Below are 15,878 nucleotides of genomic sequence, written 5' to 3'. Positions count from 1 at the left end.
TATTCTTTAAATAAGGCTTAATAAATTATTAATATTTAATTAATGAAATATATTTAATAAAATGCAGAGGTGAATAAGAAAGAAAGTGTTAAATTTAACACTTTCCCCTATTATACTTTAAAAATTAAAACCCTCTAACTTTAATATTTCCTTAGGAGCACAAACTTTCACTGTAATTAATGGATTTACAACTTGGCTTATTCTTAAATCACAAGTGGCACCTAATATTCTATATGCATCTTCAAACTTTAAATTAAGTAATTCTTTTAAAACTTCTACCATATCCCCTACAGCCTCTGCAATTGCTTCTTTGTAGTTATTGGCACTTGCTATAGTAATTAAATAGTCTTTAGAATCTATCCTTGGATTTCTAATAGTTTTATTCTTAATCAATCTGGTCTTAAGTTTTACTTTTCCAGCGATTTCAATTCCCATTCCACTCAATTCTCCATCTCCCATAGATGCATGTAAATCTCCTACAGCTAAATTAGCCCCTTTAACAAAAACGGGTAAATAAACCTTTGACCCTTTGCATACTTCTTTAGTATCCATATTAGCTCCATGCTTTCCTGGAGTTATGCACGCTATACTCTCCTCCTTTGGAGATACTCCTATAACTCCAATCATAGGTTGTATTGGAATAACTATATTTTCACTAAAATAAGCCATATCATCTTTTATAGGAATAATTTTAGTGTTGTACTCTTTTATTTTATCTCCTAAAACCCCTACGCCCGGTGATGCGCACATAACTCCTTGATTATCTAATATAATATCTAAAACTTCTACACATAGAATATCTCCTTCTTCCGCTCCATCTATTACTATAGGTCCTACTGAAGGGTTCATCGTTGAATTATTAATATTAGGCCTTAAATCCTTTTCCGTTCTTATTTGCCCACCATAGCAATCTTCTGTTTCTACCCAAAATTCCTCTCCCTCTTTAACAAAATATATTCCTTTATTATTAGGACTAAATTCATAAATTATTTTACTCTTATCAAATTCTTTAACCATATAATCACCTATGTGGCTTCCTGCCTCCACATACCTTTCTTATAAATTATTATATAGTTATATATATGCTTTTAAAAATATATAATAATTATGTTTAGCATGAAACTATAAATTATTTTTGTTTCTTTAAGAAATAAAAGCTACTGACATTTTAACTTTGTCAGTAGCTGAATTCTATAAATCTAGCTTCTCTCTTAATAAATATGAGGTTACGAAAAATAAGATTATAAAAATTATCGTGCTAAGAATTATACTTATTATATTTGCATTAGCTAAACCGTAAGTTATATGAACACTTCCTTTTTCATACATTGTGATATTTTTTATATTATTAACTAACGCATCTGGTAAATGTTTAATTATAAATGCCTGTATATAGTTAAGAACAATAGAAGTTATTAAAAATATAATCCATGCAGCAACTTTTCCTACCTTTATCTTTTTTGTAGCTACCTTCCCTAAAGTGATGGAAAAGTATATCACTGCTAAAAAGCTTAAATATCCAGCAATACTATTGACTATAAACAATAAAATCAAATATGCAGGTATTTCTCTAATATACTCAAAAATATTAAAAGTTATATTAAAGTAATTAAGTACAAAAAACGAATTTACCAAGAAAACAATTGCAAATTGAATAAATGAAGCTATGAATTTTGATCCTAATATAACATTAGTAGATTTGGGTATGGTATATATTAAATATGAAGTATCTTCATATATATCCTTGCTAAATAGCTTTATATTCCATATTAATGTTATAACTGCACTTCCAAATGCAATTAAATTTACAAATACAATAACTAAAGCTTTCTCATCAAAAATATCTACTCCCTTTATTAATAACAACATTTGAAAGAATAGTATAACTAATATCAATCCTATAACATCTTTAATATATCCCTTAATTTCATATTTTATAAGATTTCCCATTATTTAAATACCTCCCTGTACATTTCATCAATGGATTTACTTTCCTTAATCCTCAATTCTTCTGCATCTCCTGAAAGTACAATACTACCATCGGATATAAAATATACATAGTCAAACAGCCTCTCTATATCCCTTACCAAATGAGTAGTGACTACCATTGAACTGTCTTCACTATAATTATCAATAATGGCATCTAATATTTTTTCTCTTGTAGTTGGATCTACTCCCCCTAATGGTTCATCTAAAATATATAACTTTGCCTTTCTTGATAAAGTTAATGTTAAATAAAGCTTTTCTGCCATCCCTTTCGAAAGGGATGAAATCTTCATATCTTCATTTAAATTCATAAATCTTAATAGTTCTTTACATTTTTCCATTTCAAAATCTTCATAAAAGTCCTTATAAAATTCAATAGAATCTTTTATTTTCATCCATTTATATAGATAATCCTTATCTGGCAAATAAGAGACTATAGATCTTGTGTATATATCTGGCTTATGTCCATCTATTAAAATGTCTCCTGAAGTAGGTTTTAGTATGCCTGAGGCTATTTTTAAAAAAGTTGTTTTCCCACTGCCGTTTGGTCCCAGTAATCCAACTATCTTTCCTTTAGGAATTTCAATACTTATTCCATCTAATGCTCTTTTGCCCATATAGGTTTTAACCAAATTCTCTGTTCTCAATATATTATCCATTATTTATCCCCCTCTTTTAAATTTTCCTCAACAACTTTTACTATTTCCTTTTCTGTAAAACCTATATTTTTCATTCTATCTATAAATGAACTTATAACTTCTTTTGCCATATCCTTCTTTAATATTTCTATCATTTTACTATCCTCCTTAACAAAAGTTCCCATTCCCCTTTGAGTATAAGTAATGCCTTCTCTTTCTAATTCTTGATAAGCTCTTTGTAATGTATTAGGATTTACCTTCAAAGCTGAAGCCATTTCCCTTACAGAAGGTAGCTTATCTCCAGGTTTTATTTTTCCTGAGATTATATTTTCTTTTATATAGTCCATTATTTGAATATATATAGGATTTTTCCCATCAAATCTAGTATCCATATTTACCTCCTTACCTATTGTTCTAGTGTATTAATTAAATAGTACACTAGAACAATAGATAAGTCAATAGATTTAAATAAATTATTTCTTAAATAAAATAAATGATATAATTGTTATAAAATAAGTTGTGAAAAATAAAAAAAGTATATGTATTAAAGGGAGGTGAACTTTAGTGAGAGCTTATTATTACAATACCTTCTCTCACTAAAGATAAAATATGAAAGAAGAAATACTTGATTTAATTAAAAACAGTGGAGATGAATATATTTCTGGTCAATTTATTAGTGAAAAACTAGGAGTTTCAAGAACAGCTATTTGGAAATACATTAATACTTTAAAAGAAGAGGGATATGAAATAGAATCAATTTCAAAAAAAGGATATAAGCTCTTATCTTCCCCAGATATATTAACCTTTGAAGAACTTAAAAGGCTACTTGAAACCAAATATATAGGTAAAAAGATAATTCATTTTCATAGTATTGATTCTACAAATAAACAAGCTAAAGAATTAGCTTCATTAGGAGAAACAAATGGCACTGTATTAATTAGCGAAGAACAAACTGGTGGAAAAGGGCGTTTAGGAAGAACATGGATATCTCCTAAGGGTAAAGGTATATGGCTCACAATAATACTAACTCCTGATATGGAACCAATGGAAGTACCTAAAATCACACAGATTGCAGCCGCAGCTCTATGCTCTTCCTTAAGAGAACTAGGCGCCGATGCCTATATTAAATGGCCAAATGATATAATTATGGATAGTAGAAAAGTTTGTGGAATACTTACAGAAATGAGTTGTGAATTAAATAGAGTTAATTACATAGCCTTAGGTATAGGTATAAATGCTAATTTAGATGATTGTGACTTTAGCGAAGAAGTAAAGGATAAGGCCACCTCTATCAAAATGCAAATGAATAAAAAAATATCCAGAAAAATTTTAACAGCTAAGGTATTAAACAATTTTGAAATTCTTTATGAGGATTTTTTGATAAACAGAGACTTATCTAAAAGCTTAGAAATATGCAAAAGATACTCTGTGGTTTTAGGTAGAGAAATTAGAATAATAAACAGAAGTGAAGAATACTTGGCTAAAGCGATAGATATTGACTCAGAAGGAAGGTTGATTATTGAAACTTCTGATGGAAACTCCTACCCCATATTTTCTGGAGAAATTTCCATCAGAGGATTAAATGGATACATATAAAAATTTATGCTTTTAAGTAAAACCTATGTTTTAATATTCTTTCTCCCAATAAAGCAGTAACTATGCATTTTAAAATATCTCCAGGCAAAAAAACTATTAGTCCCATATTTAAAGCCTTATTAATTGTTATATTTACACCACTTACGTATTTTAGTATAAAGTAAAGATAAGGTACTCCTACTAGATACATTACAAATAATCCTGCGATACAGGCTAAAAAAATCTTTTTAAAGCTTATATTTCCTTTACCTTCTACAATTTTCCCAATGACATAGGAAGCAAATACAAAGCCAATTATATATCCAAAAGAAGGTTTAAATATATAATTAAATCCTCCACCTTCTGTAAATATAGGTACTCCAAAAAGTCCAATAAGCAAGTACATCAATTGAGAAAGTGAGCCGTATTTACTTCCTAAAAGTATTCCAGCTAATGCTGTAAATAAAAATTGTATGGTAATGGGTGCTGGGGCAATGGGAATTTTAATAAAAGCTCCTATAGCTGTTAATGCAGTAAAAAGTGATATAGTTATGATATTTTTAGTACTAATTTTCATACTTCTCCCCCTTATTATTGTTAACCTTAATTTATTATATAGTTAACAATAATATTAATATTCTATTTTGTCAAGTAAAATTAATAATAAAAGTGCCTTAAAGGGCAGCTTCCTTTAAGGCACTTTTATATATACTTACAGTTTTTCTATATCTTTCTTTTATATTATTTTTATTTATATCCAATATTTCACTAATATCTTCATACGTTAAGTCTTTTTTCAATGACTTGAGAGCTACAATATATCTATCCTTACAATCTAATGTAGATAAAATATTTATGCTTTTCACTTCATTATTTCTAGAATAAAAATTACATTTATCTATTGTAATTTTTAAAATCCAATTGAAAAATTTACAGTTAAAATTGTATTTATACAAATCCTCATATGCCAGAATAAAAACTTCCTTACAGATTTTCATAGCGTCATAATTATTTCCTATAAGGTTATATATTAAAATAAAAATTATTTTTTCATACTTATCAACTATGTCACCAAATTTGTCAACTTCTCCATTTAATATATCTTTCACTAAAACTGCATCTTCAAACATAATAATCCCCCTTTAATTATATGATAATATTAAATGAGAATTTTTGGGTAACAAATAAGTAACAATGTTGTAAACAAATTATTTTATTGAGTTTTTAGGACAAACAAAGCTACACTGTTTACATTGTATACAGTCATAATGATCTATAGTTCCATTTTCTTTATAATTATAAGGAACTATGCCCATTGGACATTTTTTTTCGCATAATTTACATGTGACACAACTATCATTTATCTTTAATGAATTTTTATTTCCTCTAAATTTCGTAATAAACGCAGCAATACTTCCCATGGGACAAAAACTACACCAAATTCTACTATTATACGAAAAAGATAGTGTAATCCCTATTAAAGTTGTAACCACTATCATTCTATAAAATAATAGCCCTATTCCATAAAAATCTCCCCAATTATTATACAATCCTCTTCCAAAAATAGTGAACATGGTAATAATAACTATAAATCTAAAATAACTACTCTTTAGCAATTTAGAAGTTTTATTTCCTTTAGCAACTCTTGATAACAATCTGTCATAAAAATTTCCCCTTGGACATAGATTGCCACACCAATATCTGCCTTTACCTAATAAAGATAAAAGTATTGGTGATATCATACATATTACTGCTACAATAGCAAATCTAAAATCGAATAACCCCAAAACTACAAAAGTTAAAAATATTAGATATGAATATTTGCTCCAAAAATTTTTTAAACTATTCATGATTGATTCCTCCTTTACCATACCCCTGTATGGTATATAATATACTTAAAAAATAATTTTGTCAACAAAAATTTATATTTTATGTTTTATTGGATAAAATAATATTGACATTTGCAAGAGGAGGAAACCTTATGGATAATAATAAAAATCATTTAAAAAGTGATCATAAAAGCAATGCTGAATTAAGAAAAATGTTTCCAAAAGATGGGGCTAATATAGGTATAAAAAATGGTGAAAAGATTGGTTCTCATGAAAATGGAGCTAAATTTACCAAACGTTCAAAGCTTTCTCATAATAATTAGAAATTGAGAAACAAAACTATCTATAATCAAGTTAATTTCGTAATTATAAGTTTTACAAATATACTTAAAACTCCAAAGCATAGAGCTAAGCAAGTAGTGGAGCCACTGTTATAAAAAGTCGCTATTTCACTCCTTGCTTAGCTCTTAATTTTTACAGAATGCACGTGTTCAAAATTTATGTGACATTTTTTTTATTTTACCCCAATACTTATAAACATTACAAATATTATGCTATAATTGTAATATATATTTTATAGAAATTAAGGGGGTAATTTTATGAGAATAGGATTCATACTATCATTAATATTTGCCATAATCGTTACTATTTTTGCTATACAAAATTCTGCAGTTATAACTGTTAATTTTCTTTTTACTAAAGTTGAAATATCCCTTGCCTTAATAATATTTATATCTGCTATTATTGGAGCAATAATTGTAACTTTTTTAGGTTTAAGAAGAGAATTGAGTTTAAAGCATAATAATAAATCATTATCCACTAAGATTGCTGAACTTGAAAAAGAAAATTCTCTTTTAAAAATAGAAGTAGATAACTCAAAAGAAAGCAATAATGCTATTATAGAAGAAGTTTCTATGGACAAAAATTGATTCTGCGGTCCATAATTAAAACAGTTTCATATATAATTATACATGAAACTGTTTTAATTTATTTATTTAATACTATTGTAAATTTACATCCCTTATGGATATCACTCTCTAAATACACTCTTCCACCATGCTTTTCTACAATGGTTTTGGTTATTGTTAAGCCTAATCCTGTTCCTCCACTTCTAGAGTTCCTCGATGTATCTACTCTAACAAATGGATTAAATATATCCTCAGATAAATCCTTAGGTATACCTATACCGTTATCTTGTACTACAATTTTCACTATATTTTCAAACTCTTCAACCTCTATATTTAATTTAGTATGAGATGGATTATATCTTATACTATTAGATATTAAATTTCCAATAGCTCTATCCAAACTATAGTAATCAAAATTGGCATATATAGCCTTTTCAGGTATTACGAAATTATATTCTATGTTCTTTTCTTCCATGCTAGGTATATATATAGCAATTAATTCTCTTAAGAATTCGCAAATATTTTCCTTCTTTAAACTTAATTCGAAATCTATACTCTCAAATTTAGATAACTCAAATAAATCAGTAATTAAATCATTTATTCTTATACTATTCTTTTCTATTATATTTAAATATTTAATTCTTTCTTCCTCATCTAAGTTGTGATTATTCACTAATAAATTTGAATATCCCCTTATACTTACTAAAGGATTCTTTAAATCATGAGAAATATCCATTATAAGTCTCCTTCTGTTTTCTTCAGACTTCTCCTTTAGTTTTCTTTCTTCCTCTATCTTTTCTACCATTAGATTAAAGGCATATCCAAGATTTCCAAATTCATTTTTTGATCTAACATTTATTCTAGCAGAATAATCCCCTTTAGATATAGACTTAACTCCATTCATAAGCTCCTTTAAAGGTTTAGTTAAATTTCTTGATGTTAATTTTGCATATATAATCATTATAATTGTAAATATTATTATATAAAGTAATATTGCCGTAATAAAAAATAATCTAACACTAATAAATACAGGTGCCTTTTTTATTCCACTATTAAAATACTTATCATTAGGTAGATATACTAAAAGATAAAAATCCTTATCCTCATCATAAGCTATTGAATATATAAACTTCTCTTGAGTAAACATATCTTGAGCAGACATTTTAATTAGCATTTTATTTAATTCATCTCTAGAGTATTGTGATCTTTTTACTTCAGCTTTCCCTTTAGTATATACCACCTTTAAATCTTTATCTAATATCTCAATCCATCCATTTACTTTCAATATTTCTTCTATGTTGATATTTTTATAATCCTTCGATATAATGTTTTCTGCTACTAATTTAGAATCTTCACTACTCATCATCATATTTATAGGAAAATATAAAGTAACCCACATGGCTATAGTTCCAAAAAAGAATACTAAAAATATAAAAAACATTATCAAGCTAGATATTAAATAATTTTTTAACAATAAATTAGATATTTTTTTTCTAGCTCTCATATTCTATTTTCTCCATTTTATATCCAATGCCCCTAATGGTTTTTAAATATTTAGGGTCTTTAGGATTGCTTTCAATTTTATCTCTTATATGACTTATGTGAACCATTATAGTGTTGTCATCTTCATAGTATGGATCTCCCCATACATTTTCATATATTTGCTTTTTTGTATGAACCTTTCCTATGTTATCCATAAACATTTCCAATATTTTATATTCTTTTGCATTTAAATCTAAAGGAATATCATTTTTATAAATAGCGCAGCTATCCTTATCTATTTTCAATTCTCCATTGATTATTTCATTCTTATGTGAAACTCCATACTTATAAGTTCTTCTAAGTAAAGCTTGAACTCTAGCTATAACTTCAATCGTATTAAATGGCTTTACTATATAATCGTCAGCACCAAGACCTAATCCTAATATCTTATCTCCCTCACCTAGTCTTGCAGTTAAAAATATAACTGGAACTTCACTTTTTTCTCTTATCTTGTTTAGCACCTTGAATCCATCTAGCTTTGGTAACATTATATCTAGCAATATCAAATCTATTTTATTATTTTCAAAGATCTTAATTGCCTCAATTCCATCTTCTGCTTCATATACGTTATAACCTTCTTTTATTAAATGTAACTGTAATAATTCTCTTATATCTTGTTCATCTTCTACTATAAGAATATTCATAATTCTGTCCCCCTTTTCTTATTAATATTATATCACATCAAAACCCTATGCATACACTCATGCATAGGGTTTTGATAGTTTAATTCTGGTATTAATCTAATTTTAGTTTAGTTAATCTTACCTTAAGTTCATCTGATTTACTGTTCAGGTTATTTATTGTGTTTGAAAGATCGTCTATAACCATTGATTGATTATCAATAAATAATGATACTTCTTCCGCTGTTCTACTATTTTCTTCAGACACATTGGCTAGGTTTTCAAACTTTTCTGTTATTACACTTATATTAGATGACATTTCTTCCGTAGAAGCTGAAACTTCTTCTACATTTTGTGATACTTCATTTATTGCATCCGCTATATGAGTAAACTTAAGAATTACATCTTCTACAAACTTATTTTGTTCACCGTTGCTCTTATTTACTAATTCCATTGAATTTACTGCATCTTCAATTCCTTTACTTACTTCTTCAATTAAGCTAAATATAGTTTTAGCAGATTTTGATGATTCTTCAGCTAACTTTCTAACTTCTTCAGCTACAACGGCAAATCCTTTTCCTTGTTCTCCAGCACGTGCTGCTTCAATAGAAGCATTAAGGGCTAGCAAATTAGTTTGAGCTGCAATAGCTCCTATAGTATCTGCAATACCGTTAATCTCTTTTGATTTTTCTCCTAAATGTTTAACTAAATCAGAAGTTTTGTTTACAACAGATGTAATCTCTTTTGAGCCTTCATCTAGTTTCTCCATTACTTTATTACCTTCAAATGCGTTATCGCTAGTAGAAATTGCCTGTTCAGTAACCACTTGAGAGTTATCTGCTATTATATTAATAGCATTGTTTATTTGAGTTACACCATAGGAAGTTTCACTTAATTCTTCACTTTGATTTTCGATTCTTTCTGATATACTCCTAACAGACTTTTTCATGACTCCATATCCTTCTACTGTTCTGCTAAATGAATCTGTAACATCTTCTGTTGTGGTCTTCAATTCATTAGATAATTCACTTACAGTTCTCAGAGTATCCTGTATTGTGTCTAGCATTTTATTAGTATATAATGCTAATTCTCCTATTTCATCATTTCTGTCTATCTCAATTCTCTTAGTTAAATCCCCTTCCAAGGATGCCATTTCCTTCATCTTTTCCACTAATTCTGTAATTGATTTTATCTGTTTCCTTGTAATTCCTCCTACAATAAATCTCATAACTAATAGATTTACAAACAAGAAAACTAATAATATCCCTAGCCCTATTAATTGTATTCTAGCAAGGGATTGTAAATCAAAATCTACACCTAATATGAGCTTTTCTCCACCCTTCATTGTTACAGGCATGAATATTGACGGCTCACTGGTTTTACCATCATCCCAAATTATAGTGTTTTTTTTCAAGGCCTCTTCAAAATTTTCGATATGATATTCATCATCTACACTATCACCATTGTTAAAACGCTTTGTAGTGTCTCTTCCTATTAAATATTTCCACTGACTATTATCTTGATTACTAGCAACGTATATTTTGCTAAAAATGCCTGCCCCTCCAGCTTGTAGATCATCTAAGGCTTCATCTATTTTTTTATAAGTCTCACTGCCTTCACCTTTACTTATTAGTTCGTTTATATCCTTACCCTCTAATTCACTTGTAATTATATGAGCTAGAGCAGGTCCACCTTTAAGCACAATAGTTTTAGTTACGGCTTTAACCGCGAGATATCCTCCCATTATTACTAATAAATAAATCCCAACAATTATAATCATAATACTCTTTGTCCATTGTTTTCTAAGACTTGATTTCTTTTTATCTATTTTAATCATCCCCTCTTAAGTTCCGTTGTATCATAAAGAGTATTATACTAAATTTTTCCTTAAAATTCACTTCTTTTTTGATTATTTTACAATTTATTAAAAAAGAAAAACAAAAAACAACAAGGACTCATAGAGTCCTTTATAAAATATACGGATTATAAACTTACTACTTTCTTTAAACTTTCATTTTCATTAACTGTTTTCTTTGTATCTATTGCTAAACAAATTATCTTAAATATTGTATTTATAATATTGACCATAGCTCTCATAATTCGCACCCCCTAATATTCTTATGTTTATAATAATTCTCAACTACTACTAAGGCTTTCTTATTCAAAACTCATGATAAGCTTAAATTATGCTTCATTTGATATTTTAATTATACAATTATTGCAATCTACTATCTATTAATTTACCTTACAATCTTTAATGTTAAAATTACAATTTTGTAATATAAGCTAATATAAAAATTAATTAGAACAAAAAAGCCTTTAAGATTACTCTTAAGGCTTTTTATAATAATATATACTATAATATATTGCATACTATTTATTTTATTAGGATAAATAATAGGAAAGCACTAAACTAAAAGTTCCACCAACAAATTTTGATATTATAAATGCTATGACCATATTCGGAGCTACTCCAGATACAAAACCTAATTGTCCACCTAATACAAAAGCTCCACTCACAGCAAAGGCGGCACACATAGTCTTTCCTTTAGAGTCCATATCTTTGAAAGTTCCAAAAATCAACAGATTATTAGCCAGATTTCCAAGCAATCCACTAATGGAGTAATTATTTATACCGATTTTTTTCCCTATTCTATCAAAAGACCTTCTAAATAATTTATTTATTATTTCTAGCATAGGATAGGCTCCTCCTAATACAAAGGCAATCTTTCCAACTACATAGGCTGATTCATTTAATGGTGCTAATCCATAGACTATTTTTATACCCAATAAAACCTCTGCTCCTACTAAAATAAGTCCTATTATGCTTAAAACTACTATGGCTTTGCCGAAAAAATTAAAAATTTTAACAAGAATGTTAGGGATTTTAACTAACCCTATGCTTAAAGCAATTGAAAATAATACAATAGGCAACATATTCCACAATAAATTACTAATCTCTATACCCATGTATATCCCTGAGGCTAAAGCTCCAATAGGTATGGAAATAAAGCCAATCATAGTTCCTTTAGCGAACTCTTCATAATCTTCTTTAGAAATCATACCTAAGGCTAGAGGTATTGAAAAACTCATGGTAGCACCTAAGCTTGAAGCTAATATTATTCCCGAAAACAAAGCCATTTTTTCATTTGAAGCTATTAAATTAGATATTTGCCACCCTCCCATATCCACTGCTAGTATAGATGCTGGAACTATAGATGGATCTATTTTTAGTTTATTTGATATTGGTATAACTCCTTTAGATATCATGTTACCTAGGAATGGTGCCAATGAGTATATACCTATCATTCCCATAGCTAAAGCTCCCATAGATTTTATGCCTTCACAGAACTTGTCCCCAATTTTAAATTTATTACCTAGTATGTAATCTAAACCTCCCAGTATAAAGCATATTCCTATTATGTACATTATAATTTTGTTCAACTAATGTTCCTCCTAAACTCATAGTAAAAACAATAATATTATACATTGTTATTGGACTGTATGGAATAGCCCTAAATACCATTATTATATTTACGTTTTTTATATACTTTCAAAATATATCTTCAAATATAAAAAAAGCAGTTAAAATTTTGATTATTCTCAAACTTTTAACTACTTTTTATTACTCTAATTGAAGCTCTCTGCAGCTTTTATAGCATTTATCATACTCTCTTCAGCAGCGATACCTTTTCCTGCAATATCAAAGGCAGTACCATGATCTACAGAAGTTCTAACTATTGGAAGACCTAAAGTTATATTTACTCCTGAATCAAAAGCTAATAATTTCATAGGTATGTGTCCTTGATCATGATATATGGCCACTACTATATCATATTGTCCTCTATAAGCTTTTAAAAACACAGTGTCTGGAGCTACAGGTCCTTCAACATCAATTTTTAATCCTTTACCTTCTAGAACAGCAGGGGTAATCTCTTCTATTTCTTCCCTTCCAAAAATTCCAGATTCACCAGCATGGGGATTCAGTCCTGCCACCGCTATTCTAGGATTTGATATACCCATATTTTTCAAAGAAGAATATGCTAACTTTATAACATCTAGTACCCTTTCTTTTTCAACTCTATTACAAGCTTCCTTCAAAGATACATGAGTAGATGCATGTATGACTTTTAATTTATCACTCCATAGCATCATAGCATATTTATTAGTATGTGTAAGTTTTGCAAATATTTCTGTATGGCCATCAAAATTATGTCCTCCAAGATGGAGAGCCTCTTTATTTAAAGGTGCCGTTACTACTCCCTTTATTTTTTTCTCCATGGCCCACTTTATGGCTAATTCTACATACTTATAGGCAGCGTCTCCACAAAGAGCGGATACTTTGCCAATTCTAAAATCATTCATAGTTATTGGTAAAACATTTACTAGATTGATAGAATCTTTGTCAAAATCCAAAATATCTTTTATAATATTTAATTTTTCATCTATATTTAATAAGTTCATATAAAATTTAATTACTTCTTCACTGCCAAATATTATAGATTTTTTTCTAAATTCTTCATTTCCATGTAAAGTTTTTAGAATAATTTCACATCCTACCCCTGCAGGATCTCCCATAGTTATTCCTAAGTAGTTCATTATAGATCCTCCTTTAACTTACCTAAGCTATAGTATATATCCTCTTCCCTTCCAAAAGCTCCTGCTTTAGTAATCATTTTTAATCCATCAAACTTTCCACCCTTAATTTTCATAAGTGGTATTCCAGTGATAACTTCTTGTATGATAACGGAACCTATAGCTTCACATTTATTTATAAAACTAATAGCAGTATCCCCACCTGTTAAAAATACACCTGACACATGGCTAGATTTTAATATCTCTATTCCTATATCAGCTAAAGTTTCCTGAGTATACATGCTTACTTCTTCCTTTGGCATGAATTTTTTATCTCCTATATTTATGGCTTTTTCATAATCTTCTCTATTATAAGCTGAGCTTAAAATTAAATCTTTTCCTTTTGCCAAAATATCTATGCCTAAATCCACATAACTTTTTTTATTTTCTCCATTTAACAATTTACCTATATCTATTTTTAAAATACTAGCTCCATTTTTTTCAGCATATTTTAGTTGACTCCTTGAAACTTCACTAATGCTGCCCACTATAGCTAAAGAAGGTTTGAAAGGTTTTTTTACAGCAAATATAGCATCCGCTAATCCAGCTGATCCCACCCACAATATCTTTTTATTAGTATTTATAGAAGCATTAACTATATGGATTAAATCTTCATCCGTTTCTCCATCAAAACTGTGTATTCTACTACATTCTAGATCCATTTCCCCTCTTCTTATTTCTAATAGATCATGATGTATAACTTTATCCTCATACCCCTCTTGTAAAAGCTTATTTAAATTATCCTCCTTTACTGGTTTTTTAGGGTCATTAGCTATTTCAGTTTCTATAATTCTTATTCCATTGAGTTTGTGTATTTTATCTACAGTTGTTCTGCCTATCTTAGGAAATGCAGGTGCAAATATAATTAATTCAGGTTTATATATATCGTCTATAGCTTTTATTTCACTTACTAAATTTCCTCTTAGTGTAGAATCTACTTTTTTGTATACGAAATCAAATTCTTCTTTTAATATATCTCTTATATAATTTCTAACACTTTCATACGCTTCTTTTTCACCTAATCCCCTGGATTCAGTATCTATAACGCAAGAAGTATTAATTTCACATGTATCCTTTAAATTTACAATAACTTGAGTTTCAATTCCTCTTTTTTTAAGTTGAACACCTGTATCATTTGCTCCTGTAAAATCATCTGCAATTATTAAATATTTAGGCACTGGCTCCAGCTACCTCCCTTTTTTTATCTAATTTATCTAAATAGGATACAATAAGAGGACATAATATTGCTGTCACTATTACCGCTGCTGCAACTTGAGCTGTAGAGGCAGCAACATATTGTTGTAAAGATGGATCTGCTAATGCCAAAGCTGCAGGAGTTCCCACTGCATTTCCTGCTGTAGTTCCTATGGCTGCTCCAACCGCCTTTCTTTTTCCAAATAGGGATGTAGCAAAATATCCACCTAGTCCTGTAATAACAGCTGCTAAAACACCTAGCATAAGTCCTGGAGCTCCTGCTTTAATTATGGTTCTAAAGTCTAGTGCAGCTCCTAAGGGAAAAGCAAAGAAAGGAATAAGTAACACCTGACCTTGGGCTAAAAAACTTCTCATATCTTCATCAAGATTTCCAAGAATAAATCCTATTAATATTGGAACAAGTACAGCTATAAATGCGATAAATGGTATATTTGCAAGGCCCGATATACCAAAAGCTAACATGGTAAAGAAAGGTCCATCATTTAAGGATAGTACAGATATAGCACCAACGTCTGTTGAATCGCCATACTGACCAGCTAGTGCTGCATACATCCCACCTTTTGAATTTGTTATTGCTGCTACCAAAGCAAGAGGAGTTAGTCCTAGCACTCCTGCATGCCCATATACCCTTCCTACAATCCAACCTATTAAAGCCCCTAAAACAAATTTTACAAAAGTTAAAACTGCTCCTTTATACAAAGGTTGTCCTGCCTGTTTAAAATCTATTTGAGCTCCATTACATAGTACAAAAAGAGCTATAAATGCTGTAGCGCTGTCTTTAAAAAGTGCCGTAGTAAAGCCACCTATTTGCAAAGCTTGTGGAAAAAAAGTATTTATAGTTGCACCCATAAGTAACGGAATCACCATAAGTCCACCTGGTACTTTTTGAACAGTCTTTAATATCTTCATCTTATACCCTCCTAAATATAT

General features: G+C 29.1%; 17 protein-coding genes. 3 read left to right on the top strand and 14 right to left on the bottom strand.

Annotated elements, in window-relative coordinates:
* Window positions 1-117: 117 nt before the first annotated feature.
* The 4 genes from KQI86_RS10590 to KQI86_RS10575 form a co-directional block, all read right to left on the bottom strand.
* The gene (locus tag KQI86_RS10590) at window positions 118-1,017 is read right to left on the bottom strand and encodes an acetamidase/formamidase family protein (RefSeq protein ID WP_216439238.1); all 900 of its coding nucleotides are present in this window, start codon (window positions 1,015-1,017) and stop codon (window positions 118-120) included.
* Between the two features lie 174 nt (window positions 1,018-1,191).
* Window positions 1,192-1,950 (bottom strand): hypothetical protein, encoded by a 759-nt coding sequence (locus KQI86_RS10585; protein WP_216439237.1) that lies wholly within the window; start codon window positions 1,948-1,950, stop codon window positions 1,192-1,194.
* Window positions 1,950-2,645, bottom strand: a complete 696-nt coding sequence (locus KQI86_RS10580) for an ABC transporter ATP-binding protein (protein ID WP_216439236.1) — start codon at window positions 2,643-2,645, stop codon at window positions 1,950-1,952. Before KQI86_RS10580 ends, KQI86_RS10585 begins: the two co-directional genes overlap by 1 nt.
* On the bottom strand, window positions 2,645-3,016 hold the full coding sequence (locus tag KQI86_RS10575) for a GntR family transcriptional regulator (RefSeq protein ID WP_216439235.1): 372 nt from the start codon (window positions 3,014-3,016) through the stop codon (window positions 2,645-2,647). The genes KQI86_RS10580 and KQI86_RS10575 overlap by 1 nt, the downstream gene beginning before the upstream one ends.
* Before the next feature lie 217 nt (window positions 3,017-3,233).
* On the opposite strand from KQI86_RS10575, the gene KQI86_RS10570 reads away from it, so the two are divergent.
* Entirely contained in the window at window positions 3,234-4,220 is a 987-nt protein-coding gene (locus KQI86_RS10570; protein WP_216439234.1) for a biotin--[acetyl-CoA-carboxylase] ligase, read from the top strand.
* Between the two features lie 4 nt (window positions 4,221-4,224).
* Here KQI86_RS10570 and KQI86_RS10565 read toward each other — a convergent pair whose 3' ends face one another.
* The 3 genes from KQI86_RS10565 to KQI86_RS10555 all read right to left on the bottom strand — a co-directional run bounded on the left by KQI86_RS10565 (window position 4,225) and on the right by KQI86_RS10555 (window position 6,049).
* Window positions 4,225-4,776, bottom strand: a complete 552-nt coding sequence (locus KQI86_RS10565) for a biotin transporter BioY (protein WP_216439233.1) — start codon at window positions 4,774-4,776, stop codon at window positions 4,225-4,227.
* Between the two features lie 97 nt (window positions 4,777-4,873).
* Window positions 4,874-5,329, bottom strand: coding sequence for an RNA polymerase sigma factor (locus KQI86_RS10560; protein ID WP_216439232.1), 456 nt, complete (start codon window positions 5,327-5,329; stop codon window positions 4,874-4,876).
* 78 nt (window positions 5,330-5,407) lie between these two features.
* Window positions 5,408-6,049 (bottom strand): 4Fe-4S binding protein, encoded by a 642-nt coding sequence (locus KQI86_RS10555; RefSeq protein ID WP_216439231.1) that lies wholly within the window; start codon window positions 6,047-6,049, stop codon window positions 5,408-5,410.
* A 131-nt stretch (window positions 6,050-6,180) separates the two neighbouring features.
* Between KQI86_RS10555 and KQI86_RS10550 the strand changes: the two genes are divergently transcribed.
* Together KQI86_RS10550 and KQI86_RS10545 are read left to right on the top strand one after the other, a co-directional pair.
* Window positions 6,181-6,351, top strand: coding sequence for a hypothetical protein (locus KQI86_RS10550; RefSeq protein WP_216439230.1), 171 nt, complete (start codon window positions 6,181-6,183; stop codon window positions 6,349-6,351).
* Between the two features lie 276 nt (window positions 6,352-6,627).
* Window positions 6,628-6,957 carry a LapA family protein gene (locus KQI86_RS10545; RefSeq protein WP_216439229.1) on the top strand — a complete coding sequence of 110 codons (330 nt, stop codon included), beginning with the start codon at window positions 6,628-6,630 and terminating at the stop codon, window positions 6,955-6,957.
* 58 nt (window positions 6,958-7,015) lie between these two features.
* On the opposite strand, the gene KQI86_RS10540 is transcribed toward KQI86_RS10545, so the two are convergent.
* From KQI86_RS10540 to KQI86_RS10510, 7 genes are all read right to left on the bottom strand, one after another.
* A complete protein-coding gene (locus tag KQI86_RS10540; RefSeq protein WP_216439228.1) occupies window positions 7,016-8,440 on the bottom strand; it encodes a HAMP domain-containing sensor histidine kinase in 1,425 nt (474 codons plus the stop codon).
* Window positions 8,430-9,122 carry a response regulator transcription factor gene (locus KQI86_RS10535; RefSeq protein WP_216439227.1) on the bottom strand — a complete coding sequence of 231 codons (693 nt, stop codon included), beginning with the start codon at window positions 9,120-9,122 and terminating at the stop codon, window positions 8,430-8,432. Before KQI86_RS10535 ends, KQI86_RS10540 begins: the two co-directional genes overlap by 11 nt.
* Before the next feature lie 91 nt (window positions 9,123-9,213).
* A complete protein-coding gene (locus tag KQI86_RS10530) occupies window positions 9,214-10,935 on the bottom strand; it encodes a methyl-accepting chemotaxis protein (protein WP_216439226.1) in 1,722 nt (573 codons plus the stop codon).
* A 548-nt stretch (window positions 10,936-11,483) separates the two neighbouring features.
* Window positions 11,484-12,542: an ethanolamine utilization protein EutH gene (gene eutH / locus KQI86_RS10525; protein ID WP_216439225.1), complete on the bottom strand. Its 1,059-nt coding sequence runs from the start codon at window positions 12,540-12,542 to the stop codon at window positions 11,484-11,486.
* 186 nt (window positions 12,543-12,728) lie between these two features.
* Window positions 12,729-13,697, bottom strand: coding sequence for a 4-hydroxythreonine-4-phosphate dehydrogenase PdxA (gene pdxA, locus KQI86_RS10520; protein ID WP_246582739.1), 969 nt, complete (start codon window positions 13,695-13,697; stop codon window positions 12,729-12,731).
* Window positions 13,697-14,911, bottom strand: coding sequence for a four-carbon acid sugar kinase family protein (locus KQI86_RS10515; protein ID WP_216439224.1), 1,215 nt, complete (start codon window positions 14,909-14,911; stop codon window positions 13,697-13,699). Before KQI86_RS10515 ends, pdxA begins: the two co-directional genes overlap by 1 nt.
* Complete coding sequence (locus tag KQI86_RS10510) at window positions 14,904-15,857, bottom strand: 2-keto-3-deoxygluconate permease (RefSeq protein WP_216439223.1); 954 nt, start codon at window positions 15,855-15,857, stop codon at window positions 14,904-14,906. The genes KQI86_RS10515 and KQI86_RS10510 overlap by 8 nt, the downstream gene beginning before the upstream one ends.
* Window positions 15,858-15,878 lie beyond the last annotated feature (21 nt).

Origin of the sequence: Clostridium mobile, from assembly GCF_018918285.1 — a bacterium.
Taxonomy (GTDB): domain Bacteria; phylum Bacillota; class Clostridia; order Clostridiales; family Clostridiaceae; genus Clostridium_AW; species Clostridium_AW mobile.
This window is presented reverse-complemented; position numbering and strand designations above follow the sequence as displayed.